At 58.8% G+C, this 8,315-nt stretch carries 6 protein-coding genes and 1 pseudogene; 3 read left to right on the top strand and 4 right to left on the bottom strand.

Going from position 1 to position 8,315, the window contains the following annotated elements; all coding sequences use genetic code 11:
• Positions 1-140 precede the first annotated feature (140 nt).
• On the bottom strand, positions 141-734 hold the full coding sequence (locus tag Q0C28_RS10335; RefSeq protein WP_293575443.1) for a gamma-glutamyl kinase: 594 nt from the start codon (positions 732-734) through the stop codon (positions 141-143).
• A gap of 215 nt (positions 735-949) precedes the next feature.
• Here Q0C28_RS10335 and recA point away from each other — a divergent pair, with 215 nt between their 5' ends.
• The 3 genes from recA to Q0C28_RS10350 all read left to right on the top strand — a co-directional run bounded on the left by recA (position 950) and on the right by Q0C28_RS10350 (position 5,338).
• Positions 950-2,017 carry a recombinase RecA gene (recA, locus tag Q0C28_RS10340; RefSeq protein ID WP_293575444.1) on the top strand — a complete coding sequence of 356 codons (1,068 nt, stop codon included), beginning with the start codon at positions 950-952 and terminating at the stop codon, positions 2,015-2,017.
• A 288-nt stretch (positions 2,018-2,305) separates the two neighbouring features.
• Positions 2,306-4,957: an alanine--tRNA ligase gene (alaS, locus tag Q0C28_RS10345; protein ID WP_293575446.1), complete on the top strand. Its 2,652-nt coding sequence runs from the start codon at positions 2,306-2,308 to the stop codon at positions 4,955-4,957.
• A 93-nt stretch (positions 4,958-5,050) separates the two neighbouring features.
• Positions 5,051-5,338: a DUF1330 domain-containing protein gene (locus Q0C28_RS10350; RefSeq protein ID WP_293575448.1), complete on the top strand. Its 288-nt coding sequence runs from the start codon at positions 5,051-5,053 to the stop codon at positions 5,336-5,338.
• Positions 5,339-5,475: 137 nt separating this feature from the next.
• Here Q0C28_RS10350 and Q0C28_RS10355 read toward each other — a convergent pair whose 3' ends face one another.
• The 3 genes and pseudogenes from Q0C28_RS10355 to Q0C28_RS10365 form a co-directional block, all read right to left on the bottom strand.
• Positions 5,476-6,060, bottom strand: coding sequence for a VOC family protein (locus tag Q0C28_RS10355; RefSeq protein ID WP_293575450.1), 585 nt, complete (start codon positions 6,058-6,060; stop codon positions 5,476-5,478).
• A 130-nt stretch (positions 6,061-6,190) separates the two neighbouring features.
• Positions 6,191-8,011, bottom strand: coding sequence for a translational GTPase TypA (gene typA / locus Q0C28_RS10360; RefSeq protein ID WP_293575452.1), 1,821 nt, complete (start codon positions 8,009-8,011; stop codon positions 6,191-6,193).
• A 168-nt stretch (positions 8,012-8,179) separates the two neighbouring features.
• Positions 8,180-8,315, bottom strand: a pseudogene (locus Q0C28_RS10365) (IS481 family transposase); the annotation flags it as partial.

The raw sequence follows: 8,315 nt of genomic DNA on the forward strand, positions 1-8,315 counted from the left end.
TCTGGATTGTTCACCAGATCTGCTAGCGCACATTTCGCCACTCGGATGGCCCCACATCCTTCTCACCGGCGAATACAGGTGGTCAAAAAAGTGATCAAACCGCCTTAGCGTAGGATTCTGCACTCTCCGGCATCAGACCCCTACGTCAGGCTCTCGTAAAGCGCAAATTCCGCTGCCCGCTTGCGCCGCACCAAATCCGCGGTTCCGTTGCTGACCGCGAGGGGCAGGGCAGGGCTGACGTTTCTTTGTGGCAGCTCGAACGACTGCTGTAATCGCTCCTGCAGGAAGCTGTGCAAAGCGTCGGGCTCTTCATAGCGAAACAGATGTTTGACCGCACATCCATTGGGCTGGGGTTCCAGGAATTTGGCCTGGCTGCCCACATTGGCATGTGCAGGGGGCTTGCCGCGGCAGGCGTCTTTCAGAAATGCATCAAATGACATGCCAGCCGTGCTGTTGGGATGCCCGTCCAATGCGGCACGGGCGCGAAAGCGATACCAGCTGCCCAGCCAACTGATGGGCTCACGCATCACCGCCACCAGGTCGAGTTCGGCGTCGCACACCCGTTCAAACATCGGGCGAATCCAGCGGTTGTAACGATAAACCGGCGCGTGTTTCAGCTCGGGTGGGTTGGAAATCACCAGATCGGCCCGGTGTGCCAACGCGGCGTGATAGGCGGTTGTGCCGGTTTTTGGCACCGACAAAAGCGCAAGCCGTTCTTTGAAGAAAATCAGCATATCGTGAAAAACCCCTCAGGTTCCGGAGCCGTTCTGCCATCAGTAACACTCTCTTAACCATCTTGGCCACCAGATGGCAGCACGAGCAACCACGACCCTCTGGAAAAGTTTTTGATTGCAATGTTCCTGTTTTGATCTCATACAGAACATGAGGTGAACAAAGCAGTGATTGCCGCCCGCCTGCGGGTGTGACACATAGGAAGGGACAAGGGACTATGGCGGATCTTTTGACCATGAAAGACAACAAGAAGAGCGGCGACAAACAGAAGGCGCTGGACAGCGCTTTGGCACAGATCGAACGGCAGTTCGGTAAGGGCTCCATCATGAAGCTCGGCGACGGCAACCCATTGAACGAGATCGAAGCCTCTTCGACTGGTTCGCTTGGGCTTGATATCGCGCTGGGGATTGGTGGCCTGCCGATGGGCCGGATCATTGAAATCTACGGCCCTGAAAGTTCAGGTAAAACCACGCTGACCCTGCATTGCATCGCAGAGCAGCAGCGCAAGGGCGGTGTCTGTGCCTTTGTGGATGCGGAACATGCGTTGGACTCGCAGTATGCCGCAAAGCTGGGTGTCGACCTGGATGAGCTGCTGATTTCGCAGCCCGACACTGGTGAACAGGCGTTGGAAATCACCGATACATTGGTGCGCTCCGGCGCGGTGAATATGGTGATCGTTGATTCGGTGGCGGCATTGACACCCAAGTCCGAACTGGAAGGCGATATGGGCGACAGCAACGTCGGTGTACAGGCCCGCCTGATGAGCCAGGCCATGCGCAAACTGACGGGATCGATCAGCCGGTCCAACTGTATGGTGATCTTCATCAACCAGATCCGTATGAAGATCGGTGTGATGTTCGGCTCGCCTGAAACAACGACCGGCGGTAACGCGCTGAAATTCTACTCCTCCGTCCGTTTGGATATCCGCCGGATCGGCGCCATCAAGGACCGGGACGAAGTGGTGGGTAATGCCACCCGCGTCAAAGTCGTTAAAAACAAGGTGGCACCGCCGTTCAAACAGGTGGAATTCGACATCATGTATGGCGAAGGCATCTCCAAAATGGGTGAGCTGCTGGATCTCGGGGTTGCTGCGGGCGTTGTGGCGAAATCCGGGGCCTGGTTCTCCTATGGTGATGAACGCATCGGGCAGGGGCGTGAAAACGCAAAGACCTTCTTGCGGGAAAACTCTCATATCGCCTTTGACATCGAGGATAAGATCCGCGCAGCACATGGGCTGGAATTCGACCGGCCAGAAGGTGGCGACGACGACATCCTGGAGGCGTGAGCCTGACCTGATCATCAGATCCCAGTTGAAAACAATCCAAAACGGGCGTGGTGAAAACCGCGCCCGTTTTCATTTGGTTGGCAGCATTGTCGCGATGCGATGGTTTTGCGCCCTGCAGCGCTGGACAGCCCGGGGCGCTGGGGATACACCTTCGCAAACCGCCTTGCTCGGGTCATGTTGCTCGGGTTGTCTTGACTGGGCCGCCCTGCCCAGATGGACCTGCCCAGATAGACCCGCCTCGATTGACCTGCCCAGACCGCTGAGACAGCCAGCAAAGAGAATTCGTATATGCCGACGCTCAATGATATTCGCTCCACCTTCCTGAACTATTTTGCCAAACAAGGGCACGAGGTTGTCTCCTCCAGCCCGTTGGTGCCGCGCAACGACCCGACCCTGATGTTCACCAACTCAGGCATGGTGCAGTTCAAAAACCTGTTCACCGGTCTGGAAAGCCGCGACTACACCCGTGCGACCACATCCCAGAAATGTGTGCGCGCCGGCGGCAAGCACAACGATCTGGACAATGTGGGCTACACCGCCCGTCACCACACCTTCTTTGAGATGCTGGGCAACTTTTCCTTCGGCGATTATTTCAAAGATGACGCGATCCCCTTTGCCTGGGAGCTGATCACCAAGGAATTTGGTATCGATAAGTCCAAGCTGCTGACGACAGTATACCACACTGACGACGAAGCCTTTGAAATCTGGAAGAAAGTTGGTGTTCCAGAGGATCGTATCATTCGCATCGATACCTCGGACAACTTTTGGCAGATGGGGCCGACTGGCCCCTGTGGTCCCTGCACCGAGATCTTCTATGACCACGGTGATCACATCTGGGGTGGCCCTCCGGGCAGCGCTGATGAAGATGGCGACCGTTTCATCGAGATCTGGAACGTCGTGTTCATGCAGAACGAGCAGTTCGAAGACGGCTCGATGAAAGCACTGGACATGCAGTCGATCGACACCGGCATGGGGCTGGAGCGGATTGGCGCACTGCTGCAGGGCAGCCATGACAACTACGACACAGATCTGTTCAAGGCCCTGATCGAGGCCTCAGCAGATGTCACAAATGTTGACCCCTATGGCGACCAGAACGTTCACCACCGGGTGATCGCGGATCACCTGCGTTCCACATCCTTCCTGATGGCGGATGGTGTGATGCCATCAAATGACGGCCGGGGCTATGTGTTGCGCCGCATCATGCGTCGCGCGATGCGTCACGCGCATCTGCTGGGGGCAAAGGATCCGGTGATGCACCGTTTGGTTCCAGCCCTGGTTCAGCAGATGGGTGCGGCCTATCCAGAACTGGGTCAGGCTCAGGCCATGATCGAAGAGACGCTGCTGCAGGAAGAAACCCGGTTCAAACAGACATTGGACCGTGGCCTGAAACTGTTGGACGACGAGCTGGCGGAGTTGCCGGAAGATGCGCCTCTGCCGGGCGCGGCGGCGTTCAAACTCTATGATACCTATGGCTTCCCCCTTGATCTGACCCAGGACGCGTTGCGCGAAAAGGGACGGACTGTCGACACCGACGGCTTTGACAGCGCGATGGCAGAGCAGAAAGCCAAGGCCCGTGCGGCCTGGGCGGGCTCTGGCGAAAGTGCGGACAGCACGATCTGGTTTGATATCGCCGATGAGGCGGGCACGACCGACTTCCTCGGCTATGAAACCGAAAGCGCCGAGGGCCAGGTTGCGGCATTGGTCGTGAACGGCGCGCAGGTAGACGAGGCAGCAGCAGGCACCGATGTGCAGCTGGTGTTGAACCAGACGCCGTTTTATGCCGAATCTGGTGGTCAGGTCGGCGACAGCGGCGAGATCGTCGTCGAAGGTGGCGTGGTGCGCGTGTCCGACACCAAGAAGGCTGCTGGCGTGTTCATCCATATCGGTACCGTTGAAAGCGGCAGCATCAGCAAAGGGGCAGCGGCGCAGCTGCAGGTGGATCATGCCCGTCGCAGCGCCATCCGGGCCAACCACTCCGCCACGCACCTGTTGCACGAGGCCCTGCGCGAAGCGCTCGGGGATCACGTGGCGCAGCGTGGATCGTTGAACGCGGATGATCGGCTGCGGTTCGATTTCAGTCACACCAAGGCGCTCAGCCTTGCAGAAATCCGCCAGGTCGAGCAGCAGGTGAACCACTTCGTCCGCCAGAACTCCACCGTGGAAACCCGGATCATGACGCCAGATGATGCCCGCGCTCTCGGCGCGCAGGCCCTGTTTGGTGAGAAATATGGTGACGAGGTGCGGGTTGTCTCCATGGGCAAAGCCGCCACAGGCAAAGGTCAGGATGGCCAGACTTGGTCGCTCGAACTCTGCGGCGGCACCCATGTCAAACAGACCGGCGATATCGGCACCTTCGTGGTGCTGGGTGACAGCGCCAGCAGCGCAGGCGTGCGCCGGATCGAAGCCCTGACAGGGGACGCTGCGCTGCAGTATCTGACCGGTCAGGACCACCTCTTGGCACAGGTCGCCTCGGAGCTGAAAGCGCAGCCCGCAGATGTGCCTGAGCGAATCAAGGCGCTGCTGGACGAGCGCAAGGCATTGCAGAACGAAGTGTCCCAGTTGAAACAGCAGGTTGCCATGGGCGGCGGTGCTGGTGGCGGCACCGAGACCAAAGACATCGGTGGGAAAACCTTCCTGGGTCAGGCGCTTGAAGGGGTGTCGGGCAAGGACCTGCGCGGTCTGATTGATGCCCATAAGCAGAAAATCGGCTCTGGCGTCATCCTGTTGATTGCCAATGACGGTGGCAAGGTCGCTGTTGCGGCAGGCGTTACCGACGATCTGACCGGTGAGGTTTCGGCTGTGGACGTGCTGAAAGCGGCGGTGCCTGCTGTTGGTGGCAAAGGCGGCGGTGGCCGTCCTGACATGGCACAGGGCGGTGGCAAGGATTTCTCCGGTGCTGAGGACGCGCTGAAGGCCGCAGAGGCGTTCCTCGAGGGCTGATCCCTGAATTGACCAACAGGTCAAAAAACACTTGGTCTTTCCGGCAAACATCGTAACCTGCCGGAAAGATCATCTGACAAAGGAAGCCCCGCAATGCCCGCACTTTGGATTGCCCATGTAACCGTGACCGACGCCGACGCCTATGGCAAATACGCAGAGCTGGCAGGCCCGGCGCTTGCGAAACACGGTGGTGAGTTCATCGCCCGTGGCGGCAAATTCGTCCAGCTGGAGGGCAAGGAACGGCCACGCAATGTGGTTGCGAAATTTGCCAGCGTCGAGGCTGCGGTGGACTGCTACAACAGCCCCGAGTACCAAGAGGCGCTGAGCCACGCAAAAGGCGCATCTGAACGCGAACTGATGGTGGTTGAAACCACGGCCTGATCGGCTGAGCCCAATTTTTGCTCCTGATCCATCAGGCAGGGTAAGCTGACCCTGCGTCCGTGTGGTTCAGCCAAGGCAGGCCAGAACTGTGATGTAGACCAATCTAGTATAAGGCGGCTCTGACGGGGCCGCCTTTTTTATGCGTAGGGATCTTGCGCGCTGCGGTTCGTTGACAGGCTCTGTTGGCGTTGTTCCACCAGTTGTTCGATAGCATCCGCAAGATGGGTCTGCTGAATATTGTAGTCGCCCGCCGCAACACGGATTTTATGGGCTGTGATCATCACATCGGCATGGCTGCACCCCATAGGCGGTTCAAACCGGTAGCAGGCGAGCTCAATCAACAGGCCAAGCGGATCTTTGAAATAGATGGAGTCCATAAAACCGCGATCCTTGATCCCTGAATGGCCGATACCGCGTGCCTCCAGCCGCTCCACCGTCTGGCTCAGGGTCGCTTTGGACACGTTGAAGGCCAGGTGATGCACGCAGCCCGCGTCGGTGGGGGTGCGGTTGCGATTTCCCTTGCGCGTTTCATTAGTGAAAATGGTGATCAGGCGGCCATCGCCGGGATCGAAATACAAATGTCCCTCATCAGGGTCATCCAGGTTCGGCTGATCAAAGATGAAAGGCATGCCCAACACGCCCTCCCAGAAATCGATAGATCCCTGGCGGTCGGCGCCCATCAACGTGATATGGTGGACACCCTGTACCTGTATCTTGCGCATACCCTGTTCTTCCGGCTGTTTGCCCCAGCTGGTAAAAATTCAGCTGGCAAGAAGCCAAGTAGCACGGCGTCAGTGAATGACAAAAGGCCGCCCACTTGGGACGGCCTTTTGCGTATTGATATGTTGGTGATCAGGCGTTTGCCTTGGCCATCCGCTTGCGTTCATGCGGGTCGAGATAGCGTTTGCGCAGGCGGACGTTGTTTGGGGTGACCTCCACCAGTTCGTCATCGTCGATATAAGCAATCGCCTCTTCGAGGCTGAGCGTCATAGGTGTGGTCAGGCGTACCGCGTCATCCGAGCCAGAGGCGCGGACGTTGGTCAGCTTCTTGCCCTTCAACGGGTTCACTTCCAGATCGTTGTCACGGGAATGCTCACCAATGATCATGCCCTGATAGACGTCTTCCTGCGCGCCAATCATCATCTTGCCGCGCTCTTCCAGGTTCCAAAGGGCGTAGGCCACGGAGGTGCCGTTTTCCATCGAGATCAGCACACCAGCGCGACGGCCCGGAATGGTGCCTTTGTGCGGGGTCCAGCCGTGGAACACGCGGTTCAGAACACCGGTGCCGCGCGTGTCGGTCAGGAATTCACCGTGATAGCCGATCAGGCCGCGGGATGGGACATGCGCGATGATGCGGGTTTTGCCCACACCGGCTGGTTTCATCTCGACCAGCTCGCCTTTGCGGTGGCCGGTCAGTTTTTCGATAACCACGCCAGAGTATTCGTCATCCACGTCGATGGTGGCTTCTTCGACGGGCTCCATGCGGACACCGTCTTCTTCGTTGAACAGCACCTGTGGGCGCGAGATGGACAGCTCGAACCCTTCGCGGCGCATGTTTTCGATCAACACGCCCATCTGCAGTTCGCCGCGGCCTGCCACTTCGAAGGCTTCGCCACCGGGAGTGTCGTTGACCTGAATGGCGACGTTGGACTCCGCTTCCTTCATCAGCCGGTCACGGATCACCCGCGACTGGACCTTTTTGCCGTCGCGGCCCGCAAGAGGGCTGTCGTTGATGCCAAAGGTCACGGTGATGGTGGGTGGATCGATCGGCTGTGCGGGCAGGGGCTCGTTCACCGATGTATCTAGCAGCGAGTCCGCCACGGTTGCTTTGGTCATGCCCGCGATGGAGACGATATCACCGGCTTCGGCCACATCGATCGGCTGCTGCGACAGGCCACGGAAGGCCAGCACCTTGGTGCAGCGGAAGTTCTCGATCAGCTCGCCCTCGCGGCTCAGCGCCTTGAGGCTGTCGCCTGCTTTCAGCGAACCCGCTTCGACACGGCCGGTCAGGATGCGGCCCATGAACGGGTCGGAGCCAAGTGTGGTCGCCAGCATTTGGAACGGCTCATCCTTGCGCTCCAACTGTTTGGGGGCAGGGACGTGCTCCACGATCAGGTTGAACAGGGCAGACAGATCCTTGCGGGGACCGTCCAGCTCCATATCAGCCCAGCCGGAGCGGCCAGACGCATACATCGACGGGAAGTCGAGCTGGTCATCATCTGCGCCGAGGTTGGCAAAGAGATCAAAACACTGGTCCAGTGCGCGATCAGGCTCGCCATCGGGTTTGTCGACCTTGTTCACGACCACAATCGGGCGCAGGCCCAGGGCCAGCGCCTTGGAGGTCACGAATTTGGTCTGAGGCATCGGGCCTTCGGCGGCGTCGACCAACAGGACCACGCCGTCCACCATCGACAGGATGCGCTCCACTTCGCCACCGAAATCGGCGTGACCGGGCGTGTCAACGATGTTGATCCGGGTCCCGTTCCACTCCACCGAGGTGGCTTTGGCCAGGATGGTGATGCCACGTTCGCGTTCCAGATCGTTGCTGTCCATGGCACGCTCTGCCACAGCCTGGTTTTCGCGGAAGGCACCGGATTGTTTCAGAAGCTCGTCAACCAGGGTCGTTTTGCCGTGGTCAACGTGCGCGATGATCGCAATATTGCGCAGGTCCATGGGGTCAGCCTTTGTAAGGAAGTTGCCGCGCGCATAGCGCGATACCGCAGCAAAGGCCAGAGCAAATGCATCTTTTGCGGCCACTCAATGCACGGTTGGTTGCGCAGCGACAGGTTGCGCTGTGACAGAACGGGCCACATCTGCGCCGAGCGCGGACCTGGAGCGGACCTAGATGTGGAGCCTCAATAGGTTGTTCCGATTTAATCGTAACCGGCTGATTGGTGGTTTTGATTTTAGGGCCGCGTGTGGTCTGTGCCAATTGTAGAGATGTGTCCAGACGGGCAGATCGGCGGCGCGCTCGTCT

Source organism: Phaeobacter sp. (assembly GCF_022825805.1).
GTDB lineage: Bacteria > Pseudomonadota > Alphaproteobacteria > Rhodobacterales > Rhodobacteraceae > Phaeobacter.

What these genes read in the sequence shown, in the direction of transcription:
- Q0C28_RS10335 (WP_293575443.1), bottom strand. Translation starts at nt 734, where the DNA reads ATGCTGATTTTCTTCAAAGAACGGCTTGCGCTTTTGTCGGTGCCAAAA.
- typA (WP_293575452.1), bottom strand. Translation starts at nt 8,011, where the DNA reads ATGGACCTGCGCAATATTGCGATCATCGCGCACGTTGACCACGGCAAA.
- Q0C28_RS10355 (WP_293575450.1), bottom strand. Translation starts at nt 6,060, where the DNA reads ATGCGCAAGATACAGGTACAGGGTGTCCACCATATCACGTTGATGGGC.
- Q0C28_RS10350 (WP_293575448.1), top strand. Translation starts at nt 5,051, where the DNA reads ATGCCCGCACTTTGGATTGCCCATGTAACCGTGACCGACGCCGACGCC.
- alaS (WP_293575446.1), top strand. Translation starts at nt 2,306, where the DNA reads ATGCCGACGCTCAATGATATTCGCTCCACCTTCCTGAACTATTTTGCC.
- recA (WP_293575444.1), top strand. Translation starts at nt 950, where the DNA reads ATGGCGGATCTTTTGACCATGAAAGACAACAAGAAGAGCGGCGACAAA.